Raw genomic sequence first — 19881 nt, 5'->3', positions numbered from 1 at the left:
ATATATAGTAAGTACACAGAAATCAACCAATTAAGTATAGGTTGATTTTTTAAAATTCAAGTGAATCGTTTAAGAATTAAAGAATATAATCTTGAACTTCTACCAATCCAAATTGTTAATGAAATAGTAACAAGTCTGTCCAAAGCTCACTGAAAACGATACATAGGATAATGAACTTAGAGGTTTTTTTCTTTAGACATTTCAAGTATGATAATTTTATATTAGAATATTTCGAAAGTAGGGGAGGAAAACAATGATCTTAGTTTTGGCTGCGTTAATGATAGAAAAAGTAGGGATCATTGTTATTGTTGCATTCCTACTTTCTCAAATAAAATCATTTCGACAGGTTATTCACAATGAAAATAATTGGGGCGAAAAAGTAATTCTTATTTTAATTTTTGGTGCTTTCGGAATGATAAGTAATTATACAGGTATTGAAATTGAGCGGGGAACTATTGTAAATAGTGGATGGCTAGTAGGGATTGACCCGGATAATGCAATAGCAAATACAAGAGTAATGGGAGTTGTAATTGGGGGAATATTAGGGGGGCCAGTTGTTGGGATAGGTGCTGGTCTAATTGCTGGTATCCACAGGTATTCTCTTGGAGGATTTACCGCAATAGCTTGTTCATTGGCTGTTGTGGTAGCTGGAGTATGCTCGGGGTATTTTTCTAGAAAACAATTAAAGCGTGACAAGAAAATTACCCCAATCTATGCTGCCAAGTTAGGTATGACATTAGAAGCTGTTCAAATGATTATTATTTTGGCTTTCGCAAAACCATTTGATGAGGCTTGGGCACTTGTTCAAGTCATTGGGATTCCGATGATTGTAGTTAACGGATTAGGAATGTTCCTATTCATGTATATAATCCAGTCCATCGTGAGAGACGAAGAGCGTGCACGAGCAAACCAAACGAGCCAAGCTTTTTATATTGCGGATCAAACCTTACCCTTCTTTCGACAAGGTTTAAATACACATTCCTGTAAAGAGATTGCAGAAATTATGTTGAAATTGACAGATGCCGATGCGGTTGCGATGACAGATGAACATTGCGTATTAGCGCATGTTGGTGCTGAATCAGATCACCATATTCCACAGGGAGAGCTAACGACAGGACTAACAAAAAAAGTGTTAGAAACTGGTAGAATAGCAGTTGCCAAATCGAAGGAAGAGATTTTTTGTTCACATAGTGATTGCTCGTTAGAAGCAGCCATCGTTTTACCTTTAAAGATACAAAACAAAACTGCGGGAACATTAAAAATGTATTTTATCAAGCCGAGCAAGTTGGATGATGTGCAGCAACAGCTAGCTGAAGGACTTGCAAATCTATTTTCTACTCAATTTGAGTTAGCAGAAGCTGAAAGACAAACTAAATTATTAAAAGATGCAGAAATAAAAGCGTTACAAGCTCAAATTCATCCGCATTTTCTATTCAATAGTCTCAACTCAATCTCTATCTTATGCCGCACTGATGCACAAAAAGCAAGGAAGCTCTTGCTCGAGCTAAGCGCCTATTTAAGAGGAAATATCCAGGGAGCCAAGCAAATGCTAATCCCACTGGATAAGGAAATAGAGAATGTAAAATCATACTTATCTTTAGAACAAACTCGATTCCCAGACAAATACGAGATAGAGTTTGAAATAGAAAATGATTTAGAAAAGATATTAATACCCCCATTTACACTACAACCGCTAGTAGAGAACGCCATCAATTACGCATTTACAAGCATAGTAGGTATAGGGAAAATTAAAATTCAAATTTACTCTTTAAATAACAACCTGCGAATTGTTGTATCAGATAATGGAAAAGGCATACCAATTAACAAAATTGAGTTATTAGGTAAACAAACGATGATTTCTAAAAAAGGGACGGGTACTGCAATTTTTAATATAAGTAAGCGACTATCTGGAATTTATAATGGCAAAGCAAAATTAGAAATAACGAGTGAATTGAATAGAGGCACATCTATATTGATTTCCATTCCACTCGATAGTAAAGGAGTTTTACATCAAAATGTTGAAGGCATATATAGTTGAAGATGAACCATTGGCAAGGGAAGAATTAAAATATCTTCTCACAGAAAGTAACCAAGTGGAAGTTATTGGTGAAGCGGATTGTCTTAGAAATGCTGTGAAGGATATTTCCAAACAACACCCAGATCTTGTTTTCTTAGATATAGATTTAAATGAAGATAACGGGTTAGACGTAGCTAAACAATTGCTTCAACTTAAACCGATTCCTGCCATTGTTTTTGCGACTGCATACGATGAGTATGCCTTACAAGCATTTGAATTAAATGCACTCGACTATATTTTAAAACCATTTGATGAGGAACGTATCCGAAAAACACTGGAAAAGATTATTCACGTAGGTAAAATCGGAAGTGAAGAAGGTCGCTTCAATTCTTCTGTAAAGAAGGTTACTTCCGGAAAAATTGCTGTCTTAGTGGAGGATAGAATTGTTTTACTAGAAAATGATTCTATCATTTACTTGGAATCTTTTGAAGGCAAATGTAAGGTCAAAACGATGTATGATGAATATATAGTAAGTGATTCACTCATTGTTTTAGAGAAAAAATTAACCAATACTCATTTTATGCGTGTCCATCGAAGCTTTATAGTGAACACGGATCATATTATAGAAATTCATCCATGGTTTAACTCTACATATAATGTCATATTAAAAGATCAATCAAAAGTTCCCGTTAGTCGAACATATGTAAAGGATTTTAAAACGTACGTTGGTTTTTAAATAGGTTAGATTGTATTTCATTTCCCCATTTTTGCAGTTCATCCTTGAAATTTTGTAACTCAACTAGAATATGAATTTATTAATCTCAATTTTAGTATGATTACTATACACAACAGGGATGGGGGTAAAATAAAAATGAATGCGGTTACAATTGTAATTGGCTCTATTTGTATACTATTAATTGCTTATCGTTTATATGGTACGTTTATGGCTGCAAAGGTTTTGAAACTTGATGACTCAAAACCCACTCCAGCACATGAACTGGAGGATGGTAAAGATTATGTACCCACGAATAAATGGGTTACGTTTGGTCACCATTTTGCGGCGATTGCTGCGGCGGGGCCGTTAGTTGGACCAATATTAGCAGCACAGTTTGGTTATTTACCCGGCTTACTTTGGCTTCTAATAGGGGCCGTAATCGGGGGAGCGGTACACGACATGGTTGTACTTTTCGCATCCATGCGGCAGGATGGAAAATCTCTATCTGAAATAGCTAAAAAAGAACTCGGTCCTGTAGCAGGCTTCTGTGCAGGATTGGCAATGCTATTCATTATTACTATTACGATGGCAGGTCTTTCTTTAGTAGTATTGAGCGCATTAGAGAGAAACCCATGGGGAACGTTTGCTGTAGGAATTACAATTCCGATTGCAATGGGAGTTGGGTTGTACCATAAGAAAACAGGAAACTTGAAAGCTGCTACAATCGTAGGTTTTGGACTTATAATGGCTGCTATTCTTTGGGGACCTAATATTCAAGGGACAGCATTAGGTGATTTCTTAACATTAGAAAAGAGTACAATCGCTATAGCATTACCTATCTATGCATTTTTTGCTGCGGCGTTACCAGTTTGGTTATTGCTAGCACCTCGTGATTATTTAAGTACTTTTATGAAAATCGGTGTATTCGTAGCTTTAATTATTGGGGTATTCTATGTGAATCCTGCAGTTCAATTCCCTGCTTTAACAGAATTTATTAATGGTGGAGGTCCGATTATCGCAGGACCAGTTTGGCCATTTGTTTCCATCACCATTGCTTGTGGAGCCATATCAGGATTCCACGCATTCGTTGGTTCAGGGACAACTCCAAAGATGATCAATCGTTGGAGCGATATTAAAGGGGTAGCTTTTGGTGCAATGCTTGTAGAGTGTTTAGTTGCAATTATGGCTTTAATTGCTGCTGTATCATTAATGCCTGGAGATTATTTTGCAATAAACTCCACACCAGAGAAATTTGCGACATTAGGGATGGAAACAGTTCATCTAGATAAGCTTAGTGATGAAATTGGAATGGACTTGGAAGGAAGAACGGGCGGTGCTGTTACTCTTGCAGTTGGAATGACGTATATCTTTACGGAGATTCCAATCTTCGAAAAAATGGCATCCTATTTCTATCAGTTTGTCATTCTCTTTGAAGCAGTCTTTATCCTAACAGCAATTGACTCGGGGACACGAGTTGCTCGTTATCTCATTCAAGACTTCGGTGGAACGTTCTTTAAACCACTAAAGCGTACAAATTCAATAGGTGCAACTATTTTCGCAAGTGCGTTAGCCTGCTTTATGTGGGGATATTTACTGTATTCTGGAGATATAAGCTCTGTTTGGGCATTGTTCGGGGTATCGAATCAGCTAATGGCTTCGATAGGATTGATCATTGGTGCAACGATAGTATTGAAGATTGCTGAAAAACGAAGTTATATGCTTACTTGTCTGATTCCTCTTGCTTATCTGTATGTAACAGTTAATGTAGCTGGCTACTGGATGGTGAAAAATGTTTATTGGAATGCAGAAAGTCCAGGCTACAACTTCTTAAACGGGACTCTTTCTGTAATCATGCTAACTCTTGGTGCGATTATTCTTATAACTTCCATACGTAAATGGATAGAACTTTGGAAACTTCCACAAGATGTCCTCGTGGAAAGAGCAGCAAAAGGAACCATTTAAAATAACATTCGAAAGCTTCCAACACACCCCGTGTTGGAAGGTTTTTTTATTTTTAAAAATAATATATTATATTTGAATATTTTAATGATTATTTCTATTTATGTTAAAACATAGGTATATAAAGGGTTTATATTGTATTTCCTAAAAATACATCTGTATTTTTAGCGAATACTTATTATTCTATGATAAGAAAGATTACCTAGCGTTTAAAAACTTTAAGATTTATAGAATCTACTATCTTTTCTTTTAATTGGATATAGCAACCTCTTTAGGAAGATTTATTATTATTTATAACCGTTATAAAAATACTTTTGCCGTTAAGCTGGCCGTTTGATGCTTTAGCATCGAACGGTTTTTTTATATTGTATATTAATTACTTTTAGCGTACAATATATCGAATTGATAGAATTTTTTAATATATTTGGCTAATCTTTTTAGAATGTTGGTGAGAATTTGAAACGTATACACTATAGCTGGTTTGTGCTGACTATCGCTTTTTTCTCGATAATTGTTGCGGGAATTGTTCGATCTTCTTCAGGTGTATTTATTGTACCTTTTGAAAATGAGTTTGGATGGGATAGATCTATTATTTCTTTAGCTTTTGCAGTTGGCCTTTTTCTTTACGGGCTTTCCGGACCTTTTATGGCGGCATTAATAGAAGTGCTCGGATTAAAAAAGATGATGGTTTATGCAATGTCTACTTTACTTGTAGGTCTTATGCTCACCTATTTTATGAACAAACCTTGGCAGCTCATTCTCATTTGGGGAATCATTATTGGGTTAGGGTCAAGTGTGTTTTTAACTGTATTGAGTACATACGTAGCGAATCGTTGGTTTGAGAAGAGACGAGGTCTTGCAGTAGGGATTTTAACAGCGAGTACGGCAACTGGGCAGTTGGTATTACTTCCTGTGCTGGCCATTCTTGTAGAGAAATATTCCTGGCGTTCTGCCATTAGTTTAATACTAGTCCTTAGTTTCATAATGCTCATAATTATTCTTATATTTATGAGAAACTCCCCGAAGGAAATTGGCATTCTGCCATATGGAATGGAAAAGGAACTTCCCAAGTCTAGTGCTTTTCAAAAGAAAAATCCAATCGTCATGGCTTTCGAATTATTACGAGAAGCTATAAGAGTAAAAGAATTCTGGTTGTTAGCAGGCAGCTTTTTTATATGTGGACTTTCTACAAGTGGACTAATTGGAACTCATTTTATTTCATATTGTATTAGTTATGGAATTCCGGTTGTAGCAGCCGCTTCGATGCTTTCTTTTATGGGTGTGTTCGATCTAATTGGTACTACAATATCCGGTTGGTTATCGGATCGTTTTGATAATCGATGGCTGTTGTTTTGGTATTATATTTTACGAGGAGCTTCACTCGTACTGCTTCCATTTGCATTACAAGAAGGCTCACTTGCGCTATTAATCATTTTCTCTGTATTTTATGGATTAGATTGGATAGCGACTGTACCACCAACGATAAGCATTTCAAGACAAATCTTTGGAATAGAGAAAAGTGGTATTATCTATGGTTGGATATTTGCCTCTCATCAAGCGGGAGCGGCTGTAGCTGCATATGGTGGGGGCTTTATGTATAACATATTTGACTCATACACATGGGCATTCATTTCTGCAGGAATCTTTTGTGTAATGGCTAGTTTATTTGTCATTCTAATTAAAAAACAAAAATCAAGCTTAGCAGTTTAATAGGAAAGTAAAATTGTTACCATTAAAAATATGGACCCTTCCTTGAGATTCTTTCAGGAAGGGTCCTCTATTTTCTAATCATATAAAGTATCATCAAGTGAACCGTCTTCCTGGTAAATTTCAAGTATACCGTTGTGATCATTGACGTATGGTTTCGCTTTATCAAGGAGTTTTTCTTTTGTTTCTTCTACAAAAATAGCCCGTTCCCCTCCTGATTTCCTAAGCGTCCACTCCTCTTCTCTTGCTTTTACTTCAAAGGTTGGACGATCGGAATCATCTCCATTTATCGCTTTCCTTGCTTGTGCGGTTGCTATGGCAATTGCCCGACCTTCATCTTTATCGTCCCGTAACAAGGCATTGGCAATTTCAATCGCTTTTTCTCTTACTTCAGGATCTAAATTTTTCATTGAATCCGGATAATCCTTTTTGTTCCATGGCATTGATATCTCCTCCTTAATTTCAATTTTCCCGTTTCCAAACAAATCAAACGCTCTGATTCGAATCAAATTTTTTGGATAAACTAATCTATAATAATATTTGCTCTCGAATAAGGAGTGTATACGGTGGATTTAGGTAAAAGTTCAAAAATACATTTTGCTTTACTATTGGTTGTTATCGCAGTTATCGTTTGGTCAGTTATTAAACCAGCAACATATTTAGATTGGCTAGCAGAGGTTAGTCCATCCGTTATTGTATTAATCATTCTCATAGTCACTTATAAAAAGTTTCAATTTACAACTCTTTCTTACTTTATCATTGCATTGCTATCTATTCTGACATTTATAGGAGGTCACTACACATACTCGGAGGTGCCTATCTTTAATTGGATTAAGGATGAATTTGATTTAAAGCGGAATAATTATGATCGATTTGGGCATTTGCTCAAGGGAATGTTAGTAATTGTCATTAGGGAATTGCTACTACGTAAAACGCAGTTAACTAAAGGGGCTTGGTTGTTCGGAATTTCTATGAGTATAGTACTTGCAATCGCAGCTTTATACGAAATCATTGAATGGTTGAGCACCAAAGTTTCCAAAGGTGGAAAGGTTTCTAAAGACTTTTTAGGAATGCAAGGAGATAAGTGGGACGCCCAATGGGATATGTTTTTTGCATTCGTTGGTTCCATCCTTGCATATATTATTTTCACAAAGTTGCATGATAAGTTACTAAGAAGAAAATAAAATTTCAAAAAAATTAGATGTTGAAAAAAGATTGAACCTAGATAAATCTGTCGAAAACAGAATAAATTGAGTAACTCCTTCTAATGCTATTCGTCAGGAAAGGAGTTTTTTTACGTTGGATAATTTGGAAAATAAGTAAAGGTAAGATAATAAATACATTAAACACAAATGTACATGAAAAAATATACTAATTTTTATGACTTTTTTCACATAAAAATACAAAACAGAATATTACATTAAACGACAAAAAAATAGTTCATATGTATCATTAAATACATTGACAAGATTACAATCTGTAAAGTAATATTCAGAAAAAGCTAACAGGTTAAGCGCTTACAAACAAAAGGGGTGGTTCGAGTGCAGCCTATATTAGAAATAGAGGGTGTGTCATTACAATTTGGTGGGGTTAAAGCATTAGATGATGTCAGCTATCATATAAAAAAGGGAGAGATATTCTCTCTTATTGGTCCAAATGGAGCTGGGAAAACTAGTATGCTAAATTGCATTAGTGGTTTATATCAACCTACCAGTGGCTCCATTCGTTTTAAAGGACAGGAAATTATAAATATGAAGCCTTATAATCGAACGACTCTTGGTATTGCCCGTGCTTTTCAAAATATAGCGTTGTTTGCCCATATGTCTGTACTAGATAATCTGAAGCTAGGCAGGCATACGTTGATGAATTCTAGTGCGATTAGCGGTGGGCTGTATGTAGGGAAGGCTGCCAATGAAGAAAAAGAGCATCGAAAAAAAGTAGAAGAGGTTATTGAGTTTCTAGAGTTACAAGACATACGACATACGCCGGTAGGCACACTACCATATGGACTGCAAAAACGTGTGGAGGTAGGAAGGGCGTTAGCACTGGGACCCGAGTTAATCTTATTGGATGAGCCAATGGCTGGTATGAACAATTCAGAAAAAGATTTGATGGCCCGTTTTATATTGGATATGCATGAAGTAATGGAAATAACTGTCGTATTAATCGAGCATGATTTAGGAATCGTCATGAATTTGTCTGATCATATTGCGGTTTTGGACTTTGGTAGACGCATCGGGTTTGGTACACCAGAAGAAATACAAAAAAATCCCGATGTTATAAAGGCTTATATCGGAGAAGAATCCGTTATTTAGAAAGGGGAGAAACAATGAGTGCAGTGAAAACATTACCTTATCTTTTAATGGAACGAGCAAGCAACCATAGAGACGAGGTTGCACTTAGACATAAACACCTTGGTATTTGGAATGAAATAACTTGGGGTGACTATTTAAAAAATGTGGAGCTGTTGACAATCTCCCTTTCTGAAAAATATGGTTTCAAGCACGATGAAAAACTGGCTATTATTGGAGAAAATAGACCGCAGTGGCTTTACTCATATATGGCTACCCAAAGTTTAGGTGGTATCCCAGTTGGGATTTATCAAGAGTCACTGTCAGAACAAATTGTCTTTTATTTGAACGATTGTCAAGCGCGCATTGTGGTAGTGGAAGATCAAGAGCAAGTAGAAAAATTGCTTGAAATAGAAGATCAGATTCCATTGGTTGAATATATTATTTTCTACAATAAACAAGGAATGCGACATTATAAACATCCTAAGTTAGTGGATTTTGATGATGTATTAATTGAAGGGATATCCTTAATAGATAAAGATCCGAAGTTTTTTCGAGAACGAACTGAGCGATTGCTCGGAGACGACTATGCTGTTATTGCATATAGTGCAGCAGCTTCAGGCGACCCAAAAGGTGTAATTCTTACACACGAAAATTTAATGGAAGCTTCTAAAAGCCTATTATTGGTAGACAACATGGAGCCTAAAGATGATTACTTTTCATTCTTGCCATTATCTTGGATTCATGAGCAAGTAGTGAGTATTGTCATACCGTTAACTGCTGGAATCGTTATTAATTATCCTGAAAAGCCACATACAGTCATAGGTGACATGCGCGAGATAGGTCCACACACATTATTGGCACCGCCAAGAGTCTATCAAACTATTATGTCCAATTTCACTATACGTATGGAAGGAGCTAGTTGGTTTAAGAGAAAAGTCTATCAAACTTTTAAGAAATACGGAGATATAATGGCGCATGCCAAGCTCAATAAACAAGAGGTTTCTTTTAAAGAAAAGGTAATGTATAAACTTGGTGATTTGTTAATTTTCAGTGCTATTCGTGATCATTTTGGGTTCGCAAGAATAAAACGAGCGTACATTGCTGGAGCCACACTACAATCTGAGGCATTCAATTTCTTTCATGGTATCGGAGTAAATTTAAAACAAACTTATGGCGGAACAGAGCTGGCAGGAATCGCATTTGTTCAAAAAGATGACGACATCAATGTTGAGAGTACGGGTGTCCCTCTTCCTGGTACCGAGGTAAGAGTAGGAGATGATGGTTCTATTTTTGTGAAAAATTCAGCCATTTTTGCAAAGTATCTACATGAAGAAGACAACAAATCAATGATTGATGGTTGGATTACGCTAGGTGATTGTGGACGTTTGGGCATAGATGGACATCTCTATATTCTAGATCGACAAGAAGACATTATAACCGAGCAAAATGGAAAACACATTTACCCGAGAATAATCGAAAACAAATTGAAAACCAGTCCTTATATACAGGAGGCTGTATGCTTTGGTAAGGAAAAGCCCTATATGACAGCAATTGTTAATATCGATTTGAGCAGTGTTGGACGTTGGGCAGATAAGCAAAGGATTGTCTATACAGAATACTCAGATCTAGCGAGGAATCCTCAAGTTGTTGAGTTTATAGAACAACAAGTTACAGAGATAATGGGCCAAATACCAGCATACGCACGGGTTAAGAAGTTTTCCATATTACACAAACAATTTACAGCAGATGACGGTGAACTCACTCGAACATTAAAGGTAAGAAGAAAATTTATTGAAGAAAAATATCAAATGCTAATCGCTGGTATGTATTCTGATTCTTCAAAAGTGACAATGGCTGGTTCGGAAATAGAATCTATTGAGGAGATCAGTTTACAGGTTATTCAATTGAACATTAAACAGGAGGTGGCATAATCATGACGTTTTTTCTTCAAATGCTTGTAACAGGAATAGTGGTAGGAAGTATATATGGTCTTGTTGCATTAGGATTTGTCTTAATTTATAGAGCTAGTGGCGCGTTGAATTTAGCGAATGGAGAATTCGTCATTATTGGTCCCTATATCTGTTTAATCTTAATGACAGCATATAAAATACCATTCATTCTTGCATTAATCATAACACTAGTATTTAGCGCGATTCTTGGGCTAATCGTTGAGAGGCTAGTTATTAGACCAATACAGAATGCTCCTGTTGTATCCGTCATAATGGCAACTATTGGACTATCGAGCCTATTAGGCGGTGCAGTGCATATGATTTGGGGTCACCAGACAAGAACATTTCCACCTGTTTTTCCTTCAACCCCTATAAATATTGCAGGAGTAATCGTAACGCCTGTATATCTTTGGTCATTTATCGTAGTAATCGTCCTACTCGTTCTATTTTCACTTTTCTTCAAATTCTCTAAAATGGGGATCGCTATGCGTGCAGTAGCCGACGATCGACAGGCAGCACTATCAATGGGAATGAGTGTGAAATATGTTTATGCCGCAACATGGACAATAGCAGCGGTTGTGGCAGCAGTTGGTGGGGTACTCCTGGGTAATATAAATGGTTTAAGTCCAACAATGTCAGCGATAGGTTTAACCGTCTTACCGGTTGTTATTTTAGGCGGTCTTGATAGTGTATTAGGTGCAATTGTCGGTGGCTTTGTAATTGGTATTGTTCAAAACATGGCTGGAGGTTATTTGGATCCCCTTGTAGGAGGGGGCTTAAAAGATGTAGTTCCATTTATTATTGTTTTGCTCATATTAATGTTAAAGCCACATGGATTATTTGGTAGTAGAAGAATCGAAAGGGTGTGAGGTTGTGCGAAATTTATTCGTGAGGGAAAGCGGTAACTATAAAACTTCTTATAGTGATGATATGAAAATGTTTGGAACTACCGGATCTAAAATAAAAGCACTACTCATCGTTCTGATCGTTCTTTCACTTCCTCTTTTTGTGTCCAATTACTGGATAGGTCTAATAACTTTATGTGCAATATCATCTGTTGGAGCTATCGGACTAAATATTTTAACAGGCTTTACGGGTCAAATATCAATAGGTGTGGGAGCCTTTCTAGGTGTTGGCGGTTATACTTCAGCTATTTTAACATCTACATTAGGTTTAAGCTTTTGGATATCACTGCCACTAGCGGGAATTGTGACAGCGATTATAGGAGGTCTTTTTGGAATTCCATCCTTACGCTTAAATGGTTTGTACTTAGCAATTGCGACCCTAGCAGCACAGGTTATCATTCTCTTTGTCATAAGTAGATGGGATGGTTTAACAGGAGGTACAGCGGGGATGGTACTTAGTCGCCCGACTATTGGGGAGTTTTCTTTATCGAGCAATACAGGCTATTACTACCTATGTGTAATCATTCTTTTGCTGACGGTTATGTATGCAACTAACTTATTAAGAACACGTACAGGACGAGCTTTCCTCGCTGTTCGCGATCGGGATATAGCAGCTCAAATAATGGGTATCAACTTATTCAAATATAAAGTCATGGCTTTTGCGATCAGCTCCTTTTTTGTAGGAATCGCAGGTGCATTGCTGGCACATTATACGATGATTGTTAGCCCAGAACTTTATAATTTTCATGTATCTATTCAATACTTAGCAATGATATTAATCGGAGGGTTAGGCAGTGTATTTGGTTCTATATTAGGGGCGGCCTTTATTACACTCTTGCCTGTTGGTCTAGGTTCACTCATTGATATACTGGCAGGCTTTATGCCTGATTTATACCAACTGTTCTCAGCCTTGAAAGATTTTGTGTTTGGAGCAGCTATTATTCTATTTTTAATATTTGAACCAGGTGGATTAGCTCATATTTGGCTTAATATTAAAAAATATTTTAGATTATGGCCTTTTTCCTATTAAACAAAGGGATGTTAGGAGCCATATATAAAAAATATGTGCTTCTTTTTATATAAAATAAGGGGGATTATGAATGAAAAGCAGAAGTAAGGTTACTAGTGCATTAATCGGAATAATGACTACCGCATTAATGCTCGGTGCATGTTCGGATGAAAAAGTAGCTGTAAATGGTAATGTTTCAGAAAGAACGGTTGTCATTGGTGGACTTTATGATATTACGGGTGGCACTGGAGATGTAGGGACGCCATATGCCGAAGGTGAACAAGCGTATTTCAAGTATTTAGCAAGTAAAGGTGGAGTAGAGGGAATCAGTTTAGAATTAAAAGGAAAAGATTATGCATATGAAATTCCGGAAGCACAGAAAATCTATCAAGAACTTCGTGACAAAGAAAAGGTTTCTGCAGTACTTGGTTGGGGGACTGGGGATACGGAAGCTTTACGTCAGCAAGTTGCTAATGATAAACTTCCATTCTTCTCAGCTTCATACTCAGAGAGTTTGAAGAATTTAGATGAAAGCCCATATAACTTTCTAGTTGCAGCATCTTATTCAGACCAAGGTCGCTCTGCTTTGAAATGGATTAAAGATAACCATAAAGGTTCTAATCCAACGGTAGCTTTATTGTATAACGACACGGCGTTTGGACGCTCACCAATTGAAGATATTAAAGCATATGCGGCTGAAATTGGTATTGAAGTTGTCGATGAACAAATCGTTGATGTTCGAGCGACAGAAGCCCAATCTCAATTATTGAATATGGAAAAGAAAAATCCAGATTATGCAATTATTCAAGAAACATGGGGAGCAACAGCAACAATTCTAAGAGATGCTAATACTCTTGGAATAGATACGCAATTCATTGGATTGAACTGGGCATCCGGTGAAGGTGTGATTTCCATTGTAGGGGAAGATATTGCAGAAGGGTATATTGGTATTCTTTCACACGCTATGCCTTATGAAGATCTTCCGGGAATGGCTGAGGTTAAGGAATATTTAGAAGCTGAAGGAAAGACAATAGATGATATTAATCAAAAATTCATCCAAGGATGGACAGCTGCGAAAATTTTAACAGCAGGCATTGCAGAAGCTGCAAAAAAACATCCAGATGGCGATTTATCTGGTGAAGAAATTCGTTCTGGTCTAGAGTCTTTACAAGATTTAGATCTTGGTGGCTTAGGGGCTCCTGTTAGCTTTAGTGCAGAAAATCATACTGGTACTGAGCAAACACGACTAGGTATTGTAAAAGACGGAAAATGGGAACCATTAACTGAATATTTTAGCCATAAAGACTAATAAAGACTAATCAGCAGATTAATACAACGACTTTTCTTGAAAGGAGGATATTTAATGCTCCATGTCAATAATATAGAAGTGGTCTATTCGAAAATCATTTTGGCTTTGAAAGGTATGTCCCTTCATGTTCCGGAAGGTAAGATTGTTGCATTACTGGGTAGCAATGGAGCTGGAAAATCGACAACACTTAAAGCTATTTCTGGACTGCTAAACGGTGATGGAGGACAAATTACAGATGGAACAATCCAGTTGGAAGGGAAGAATCTAAACGATATTACCCCAGACGCGATTGTAAGGAATGGTATATTTCTTTGCATGGAGGGTAGGCGCATATTTAGAGATTTGACAGTCGAAGAAAATCTATTGGCAGGAGCTTATTCTCGTAAGGATCGTACGAATATTAAAGAGGACATGGAGAAAATTTACGTTTATTTTCCTAAACTAAAAGACTTGCAGTCAAGAAAAGCGGGTTTCCTATCAGGCGGGGAGCAACAAATGCTCGCTATTGGTAGGGGGATTATGGCTAAACCAAAACTACTACTTCTGGATGAGCCTTCTTTAGGAATTGCACCGTTACTCGTGAAAGAGATTTTTCAGAACATCAAACAGATTAATGAAGAAGAAGGTACTTCTATTTTAGTAGTAGAGCAAAATGCTAATGTTGCCCTCTCTATAGCTGACTACGGATATATAATGGAGAATGGTAGAGTGGTCATGCAGGGTAATGCAGAATATTTATTATCTAACGAAGAAGTACGAGAACATTATTTAGGAATTGGAAAAGAAGGAGAGAAAAATTACAAAGAAAACAAAGTATATAGACGTCGCCAAAGAGTAGTTTGGTGATTTATAAGAACGATTGCATGTATAACGTGCGATCGTTCTTTAGTTTGAAGGAATAGTCCCTGTTCCATAAAATTTCAATAGATATTAACTTATGGCGAATTAGCATTATAATTTATAAAATTTGAAAAGACGGATGTGCGCTTGCCGCACGCTACGCATGAGCCTCCGCAGGATGAGTCGCTCCTTCGTCGCTCCCGCATCCTTTACGGGGGCTCATTCTCCGCGCTCTTGCGGCTTGTAAGGCGCACATCCTGAGAATTCTGTTTATACAGTAAGAAGTTAATCAAGATCTGTATTCAGGCTATTTATTGTAAAACGTTTAATAGATTAGACTTCGACCTATCCAATAGGGTCACTTGCATTCGCGCCTTGCCAGCCGCAAGACGTGCCGTATGAGACAGCAAAATGCGCTTGCGCATGCAGCGGCTCATGCGGACGGGCGGCCAGCGCGAATGCTTATAGTTGGTGATGTATCCTGTTCAAATTCTCACAAAAAAGATACTTAGAGATTAGAAACACGGATGTGCGCTTGCAGCACGCTACGCATGAGCTTCCACAGGATGAGTCGCACCTTCGTCGCTCCCGCATCCTTTACGGGTTCTCATTCTTGAGCTCTTGCGGCTTGGGAGGCGCACATCCTGATAACATCCGTTAATTTAATAACACTTTCCAGAAATAGTTACCTAGGGTCCGCTATTCAATGTAGGCGCATCCTGAAAGTATCCGTAATAGAAAAGAAAAGCTACCTTAAAAAGCTAAGTTAGAATGAACCTAAATTAGAAAGTGCTTTTATCTTATATATTACAAATATAACAATGTGTCGAATCTTGTCATTTAATTGATAACTCTCTCTAACCATTTTGAAATGCTACTGACATCTTCGCGTGGTAAGATAGGTCTCGTTAGTGAAAGGGAGGAAATTCATTTTATGAAAAAACACATTGTTGCACTAACCGCAATCGCAGCACTATCAGTAGGAGCGGCGGGACAAGCTTCCGCATCAACCGTTCATACGGTAGAAAAAGGAGATACACTTTGGGCTATTTCTAGAGAAAATAACGTAAGTGTACAAGATTTACAAGAATGGAACGAACTAGATTCAACATTAATATATCCATTACAGCAGTTAAAGGTTGAAGAAACACATGTTGTCCTTCAAGGTGAAACACTTTTCCAAATTGCACTTTTAAATGGTCTGTCGGTGGATGAGTTAATGGAAAGTAATCAGCTTACAAGCGATTTAATTTTTCCCGGAGATGAATTAGTTATCGAGGGAACGAAAAAGGTTGAATCCAAAGTAGATTCGGCTTCCTTACAAACAGCACCTGTAACTAATACAACTGAAAATACATCAGCACCAGCTACAGAAAAAACTGCAGCACCAGCACCGGCACCAGAACCAGCTGAGGCAAAAACTACAACACCAGCACCAGCACCAGCACCAGCGACTGTGCCAACTGTAAAAACTGCAGAACCAGCTACAACAAAAACTACAGCACCTGCGCCGGCAACTGTTAAAAATTCAGCTCCTGCAGAATCTACTGCAAAAGAGCTTACGGTTACTTCCACTGCTTATACAGCATCTTGTGAAGGATGCTCCGGTGTGACAGCTACTGGAATTGACTTAAATGCTAATCCGAACCAAAAAGTTATCTCTGTAGATCCATCTGTTATTCCACTCGGTTCTCGTGTTTGGGTAGAAGGCTATGGTGAAGCGATTGCTGGAGATACTGGCGGAGCAATTAAAGGAAATAAAATAGATATATTTATACCAGATAAACAAGATGCAATCAATTGGGGACGCAAAACAGTTAAAGTTAAAATTTTAGATTAAACTTTTAGATAGATATCCGGCAAATGCTGGATATCTTTTATTTATAGGTTTTGTTATGCGTCATTTTTGAAATAAAAATATAGCTATAGTCTTAATTCTTTAATTGAATTGTATCTATTTTCATAGGATGTTGTGGGAGCGACTCATTCTGCAGAGATCCATGCGTTGCGTGCAGTTCTATTTTCGCAAGTATTTGTTCGTTACTTTGTTCAAGAGCTTTTAATCTTTCCGTGTATTTAGCGGTATTGACCTCATTTTTATCAAGCTTATCTAGAACTGCCTTAAAATACCTCTTTATAATAGATTCTTGTTTATCGCTATTTCGTTGAATTCGATTTAATACTTCATTTTGAATACTAGAACGTCTAATTATCATCTTGTTAAATGCAGTTTGCTTTCCTAAATGTTCATTCATGGAGGATTTGTAGCTCTTTGAAGTCTTAGTGATTTCAAGTAAACTTTTCTTAAGAGATTCAAACTGTTTTCTTTGGTTTTTCCCCTGAATATTTAATACTTCTTCTTGCTTTTGCATGCCCTCTAATATTTTTTGGTATGACAATTCCAGATCAGCAACACTTTTCATTAAATGGAGGTTTAATGTTTTTTGTTCTTCCATTAATTCTAACCTGGGATTCTGGGTAAAAGTACTTTGGTTGTTATCCTTAGAAAGGGTTAGTGGAAATAATTGAACCTTTGATTCTTTCATATATACAAACTCCTTTATAGTGCATGTAGTCATAATTATTTAGTTTATGAACTAAATCGATATTTGTGAGCAAATCACCTAGATGATAAAATGACAATTTTTAAATACAAAGAGCATAGGATAGTTAGTAGGAATTATTCGAAAGGTGGCAGTTGATGTATTATCAAACGATGCGAGGCCAATTATTTCCTCCTTTACGCGTTATTACAGTAAGGGGTGATGGAGAGATTTCTGTACAACCAAACTATGTCCAAATCCAAATAGAAGTAAGTACGGAAGGGAAAGATGTAAGAGGAGCACAACAGGAAAACGCTGACATCATGAATCGGGTGATACAATCGCTTTTACAGCTGAATATACCTAGAGAGGATATTCAGACAGCGGCATTTAATGTTCTTCCGCAATACGACTATGTGGAAGGAAGACAAATTTTCAGAGGATATGAGGTTACCAATGCATTAACCGTTAAGGTGAGAGATACTAGCAAAATAGGAAGTGTCATAGATACTGCTATTCAAAATGGGGCAAACCGTATTTCTGGAATTCAATTTAAAATTGAAAATGCAGATCCTTATTACCAACAAGCACTTCGATTAGCACTTAAAAATGCCCAAACTAAAGCAAAAACGATTGCCGAGACGATGAAGTTGGCTTTGCATCCCCAGCCAATTGAAGTTGTAGAAGAAAGGGAAACTGTGCCCATCCTTTATAAATCGGTTGCTATGGCTAACCAGACCTTCTCTACACCAATTGAACAAGGACAAATTACGATCAATGCAACTGTTAGAGTTAAATATCAATACTAAATTAATCGTATTATTAGGCTGTTTGATACACAATCAAACGGCTTTTTTTAGATAGGGAAGTATCGAAAATGAATAAATTGATCGTGTCGTATATTAAAAGGTTTAGAAACTGAAAAAGATGATAGTATTAAACTAAACTAATAGGTTGGAGGGATTAAATGTCACAAGAAAAAGTGAACCAGGAAGTAGAAAAGCTAAATCCATTTTTCACCATATGGATGTCCACAAGAAAAACAGTGCGCTATGTACTCGATTATAAAGAATTAAAATATACACTTACACTAGCAGCGATCGCAGGAATATCTAATAGCATAAGTGGTGCTAGTGAAATAAGTAAAAGTTTTGAAATTTCCTTGTGGTTTTTAATAATAGCCATTATTGTACTAGGACCTTTATTTGGATTAATCTCTGTAGGTATTGGAACTGTAATTTATACAGTCGTAGGAAAATGGTTTGGTGGATTTGGTACATTTAAAGAGATGGCCAAGATGATGGGAATAGTTATGGTTCCAAGTATTTGGTTGACACCATATTGGATTTTGTCCTTCATTTTTGTTCGCAATAATTTATTTATAATGAAAACAGGCGATTTTAGCGCTGGGTCAATTATTTGGTTCTTAATTTCATCCTTGTTAACTCTTATTTATTCTATTTGGATGGTTGTCATCCAAAGTAAAGCAATTGGAGAAGTTCATCAGTTTTCTAGCTGGAAAGGATTTGCAACTCTAATCATTCCCTCTATAATATTCGGTATAATAGTATTCATCATAATGATAATCGTAATATTCTCAATTTTTGTGCCATCTTATTAAAAGGTATGCCCTATTGAATAATTGTTATTCTGCACAGGATCAATTCGCGCTGACCGCACTTATCTACTAGTAAAAAGCACATAGTTTCATAAACGTGACGCTATTTTAACCACACGGATGTACGCTTGCCGCGCGCTACGCATGAGCCACCGCAATATGAGTCTCATTCTTCGCGCTCATGCGGCGTGTAAGGCGCACATCCTGGTGACACATGCATAAATACAGTTTGGTTCCAGACTGTGATGAAATGAATAGAAAAACAACAATGATGGTTAGCGAAGCTAAAAGTCAAAAGAGTTTACAATTTAACGAATTTAAATGTAAACTCTTTTTTTATTTGGAGATGAAATTAATAATCGTTCTTGTATAATAGTATGCAGTATATGAAATGGAGGAAATGCAATTATGCCTGCTTTACCAAATTGTCCAAAATGTAACTCGGAATATACATATGAGGATGGGAATCTTTTCGTTTGTCCAGAGTGTGCGCATGAGTGGAATTTAGATACAGATAGTGAAAAAATGGAAGATGAAAAGATTGTCAAAGATGCAAATGGAAACGTCTTGATTGATGGTGACTCCGTAACTGTAATTAAAGATCTAAAAGTAAAGGGAAGTTCTTCTACGTTAAAAATCGGTACAAAAGTCAAAAGTATTCGGTTAGTAGATGGAGAACATAATATAGACTGCAAAATTGAAGGTTTTGGAGCTATGAAATTAAAATCTGAATTTGTTAAGAAGATATAAGGTTAGAAAAAAGGCGACATATCGTTTATAAATAAACGGAAAGTCGCCTTTGTCAATCTAAAATGCTTTTCCATTCCTCTTAAAGGAGAGGATTTAGGGTATTCTGGTCTTCTGTAAAGAAAGTAGACAAATTAATTCACGACGTTTTTTCTTTTGCTACCGCGCTACCGCTTGCTGGGATGGTGAAAACAGGATAGGTCAAAACCATACCTATCCTATTTCCACCATCTCTAATTTTCTCACCCGGCAACTGATAGTCGACGTTT

The 19881-nt window shown here is 36.9% G+C and carries 17 protein-coding genes; 15 read left to right on the top strand and 2 right to left on the bottom strand.

Annotation, left to right across the window (positions count from 1 at the left end; genetic code table 11):
* Window positions 1–256 precede the first annotated feature (256 nt).
* The 4 genes from WAX74_RS08890 (at window position 257) to WAX74_RS08875 (ending at window position 6401) form a co-directional block, all read left to right on the top strand.
* Window positions 257–2038, top strand: a complete 1782-nt coding sequence (locus tag WAX74_RS08890) for a sensor histidine kinase (protein WP_336497508.1) — start codon at window positions 257–259, stop codon at window positions 2036–2038.
* The gene (locus WAX74_RS08885; RefSeq protein WP_336497310.1) at window positions 2016–2753 is read left to right on the top strand and encodes a LytR/AlgR family response regulator transcription factor; all 738 of its coding nucleotides are present in this window, start codon (window positions 2016–2018) and stop codon (window positions 2751–2753) included. Before WAX74_RS08890 ends, WAX74_RS08885 begins: the two co-directional genes overlap by 23 nt.
* Before the next feature lie 135 nt (window positions 2754–2888).
* Window positions 2889–4694: a carbon starvation CstA family protein gene (locus tag WAX74_RS08880; RefSeq protein ID WP_336497309.1), complete on the top strand. Its 1806-nt coding sequence runs from the start codon at window positions 2889–2891 to the stop codon at window positions 4692–4694.
* Window positions 4695–5147: 453 nt separating this feature from the next.
* Window positions 5148–6401, top strand: coding sequence for an MFS transporter (locus tag WAX74_RS08875; RefSeq protein WP_336497308.1), 1254 nt, complete (start codon window positions 5148–5150; stop codon window positions 6399–6401).
* Between the two features lie 74 nt (window positions 6402–6475).
* On the opposite strand, the gene WAX74_RS08870 is transcribed toward WAX74_RS08875, so the two are convergent.
* Window positions 6476–6841 (bottom strand): DUF2188 domain-containing protein, encoded by a 366-nt coding sequence (locus WAX74_RS08870; RefSeq protein ID WP_336497307.1) that lies wholly within the window; start codon window positions 6839–6841, stop codon window positions 6476–6478.
* Between the two features lie 123 nt (window positions 6842–6964).
* Here WAX74_RS08870 and WAX74_RS08865 point away from each other — a divergent pair, with 123 nt between their 5' ends.
* The 8 genes from WAX74_RS08865 (at window position 6965) to WAX74_RS08830 (ending at window position 16544) form a co-directional block, all read left to right on the top strand.
* On the top strand, window positions 6965–7582 hold the full coding sequence (locus WAX74_RS08865) for a DUF2238 domain-containing protein (RefSeq protein ID WP_336497306.1): 618 nt from the start codon (window positions 6965–6967) through the stop codon (window positions 7580–7582).
* Between the two features lie 357 nt (window positions 7583–7939).
* Window positions 7940–8713 (top strand): ABC transporter ATP-binding protein, encoded by a 774-nt coding sequence (locus WAX74_RS08860; protein ID WP_336497305.1) that lies wholly within the window; start codon window positions 7940–7942, stop codon window positions 8711–8713.
* A gap of 14 nt (window positions 8714–8727) precedes the next feature.
* Window positions 8728–10623 (top strand): AMP-binding protein, encoded by a 1896-nt coding sequence (locus WAX74_RS08855; RefSeq protein ID WP_336497304.1) that lies wholly within the window; start codon window positions 8728–8730, stop codon window positions 10621–10623.
* 2 nt (window positions 10624–10625) lie between these two features.
* The gene (locus WAX74_RS08850; RefSeq protein WP_336497303.1) at window positions 10626–11510 is read left to right on the top strand and encodes a branched-chain amino acid ABC transporter permease; all 885 of its coding nucleotides are present in this window, start codon (window positions 10626–10628) and stop codon (window positions 11508–11510) included.
* Between the two features lie 4 nt (window positions 11511–11514).
* Window positions 11515–12576 (top strand): branched-chain amino acid ABC transporter permease, encoded by a 1062-nt coding sequence (locus WAX74_RS08845; protein WP_336497302.1) that lies wholly within the window; start codon window positions 11515–11517, stop codon window positions 12574–12576.
* A 70-nt stretch (window positions 12577–12646) separates the two neighbouring features.
* The gene (locus tag WAX74_RS08840; RefSeq protein ID WP_413788941.1) at window positions 12647–13864 is read left to right on the top strand and encodes an ABC transporter substrate-binding protein; all 1218 of its coding nucleotides are present in this window, start codon (window positions 12647–12649) and stop codon (window positions 13862–13864) included.
* 54 nt (window positions 13865–13918) lie between these two features.
* On the top strand, window positions 13919–14710 hold the full coding sequence (locus WAX74_RS08835; protein ID WP_336497301.1) for an ABC transporter ATP-binding protein: 792 nt from the start codon (window positions 13919–13921) through the stop codon (window positions 14708–14710).
* 928 nt (window positions 14711–15638) lie between these two features.
* A complete protein-coding gene (locus WAX74_RS08830; protein ID WP_336497300.1) occupies window positions 15639–16544 on the top strand; it encodes a LysM peptidoglycan-binding and 3D domain-containing protein in 906 nt (301 codons plus the stop codon).
* A gap of 91 nt (window positions 16545–16635) precedes the next feature.
* Here the strand turns inward: WAX74_RS08830 and WAX74_RS08825 are convergent, their stop codons facing one another.
* Window positions 16636–17250 (bottom strand): hypothetical protein, encoded by a 615-nt coding sequence (locus WAX74_RS08825; RefSeq protein ID WP_336497299.1) that lies wholly within the window; start codon window positions 17248–17250, stop codon window positions 16636–16638.
* A gap of 155 nt (window positions 17251–17405) precedes the next feature.
* Between WAX74_RS08825 and WAX74_RS08820 the strand changes: the two genes are divergently transcribed.
* The 3 genes from WAX74_RS08820 to WAX74_RS08810 all read left to right on the top strand — a co-directional run bounded on the left by WAX74_RS08820 (window position 17406) and on the right by WAX74_RS08810 (window position 19615).
* Window positions 17406–18056: an SIMPL domain-containing protein gene (locus tag WAX74_RS08820; RefSeq protein ID WP_336497298.1), complete on the top strand. Its 651-nt coding sequence runs from the start codon at window positions 17406–17408 to the stop codon at window positions 18054–18056.
* 158 nt (window positions 18057–18214) lie between these two features.
* Window positions 18215–18868 (top strand): Yip1 family protein, encoded by a 654-nt coding sequence (locus WAX74_RS08815; protein ID WP_336497297.1) that lies wholly within the window; start codon window positions 18215–18217, stop codon window positions 18866–18868.
* A 405-nt stretch (window positions 18869–19273) separates the two neighbouring features.
* Entirely contained in the window at window positions 19274–19615 is a 342-nt protein-coding gene (locus tag WAX74_RS08810) for a zinc ribbon domain-containing protein YjdM (protein WP_336497296.1), read from the top strand.
* The last annotated feature ends 266 nt before the right edge of the window (window positions 19616–19881 follow it).

Origin of the sequence: Psychrobacillus mangrovi, assembly GCF_037104765.1 — a bacterium.
Taxonomy (GTDB): Bacteria; Bacillota; Bacilli; order Bacillales_A; family Planococcaceae; genus Psychrobacillus; species Psychrobacillus mangrovi.
This window is presented reverse-complemented; position numbering and strand designations above follow the sequence as displayed.